This window comes from Fervidicola ferrireducens (assembly GCF_001562425.1).
Taxonomy (GTDB): domain Bacteria; phylum Bacillota; class Thermosediminibacteria; order Thermosediminibacterales; family Thermosediminibacteraceae; genus Fervidicola; species Fervidicola ferrireducens.
This window is the reverse complement of the sequence record NZ_LOED01000093.1, coordinates 1-740: the sequence shown is the minus strand read 5'-3', so window position 1 is coordinate 740 and position 740 is coordinate 1. Positions and strand designations below refer to the sequence as shown.

Here is a 740-nt window from a genome sequence, read left to right as displayed (position 1 = left end):
GCTAGTAATCGCGGATCAGCATGCCGCGGTGAATACGTTCCCGGGCCTTGTACACACCGCCCGTCACACCATGGGAGTTGGCAACACCCGAAGCCGGGCATAGAGCCCGTCGAAGGTGGGGCCAGCGACTGGGGTGAAGTCGTAACAAGGTAGCCGTACCGGAAGGTGCGGCTGGATCACCTCCTTTCTAAGGAGAAAGAAGGAAGGGCGTGGCACTGTTTAGTTTTGAGGGATCATCTCCGTGGGGGTGTAGCTCAGCTGGGAGAGCACCTGCTTTGCACGCAGGGGGTCAGGAGTTCGAATCTCCTCATCTCCACCAATTACAAAAAGGTCCTTCAAAAGAAGTGGGCTTATAGCTCAGATGGTGAGAGCACACGCCTGATAAGCGTGAGGTCGGTGGTTCGAGTCCACCTAAGCCCACCAAAATATTGCACCTTGAAAATTGCACAGTGGGTATGTGGAGCATCTTTTAGGCTTTTGGTCAAGCTACTAAGGGCACACGGTGGATGCCTAGGCGCAAGGGGGCGACGAAGGGCGCGGCAAGCGGCGAAACGCCCCGGGGAGCTGCAAGCAAGCGTAGATCCGGGGGTGCCCGAATGGGGGAACCCACCGTGGGAGAACCTACGGTATCCCATGCTGAACCCATAGGCATGGGAGGCGATACCGGGGGAACTGAAACATCTTAGTACCCCGAGGAAAAGAAAGCAAGAGCGATTCCCTGAGTAGCGGCGAGCGAAAGG

Annotated in this window: 2 tRNA genes and 2 rRNA genes; all 4 read left to right on the top strand. The window is 57.0% G+C overall.

Annotated elements, in window-relative coordinates:
* Positions 1-187 (top strand): 16S ribosomal RNA (locus tag AN618_RS12445); the annotation flags it as partial.
* Between the two features lie 56 nt (positions 188-243).
* Positions 244-319: transfer RNA gene (locus AN618_RS12440), tRNA-Ala, on the top strand.
* A gap of 27 nt (positions 320-346) precedes the next feature.
* Positions 347-423 (top strand) — tRNA-Ile (locus AN618_RS12435).
* A gap of 56 nt (positions 424-479) precedes the next feature.
* Positions 480-740 (top strand): 23S ribosomal RNA (locus tag AN618_RS12430); the annotation flags it as partial.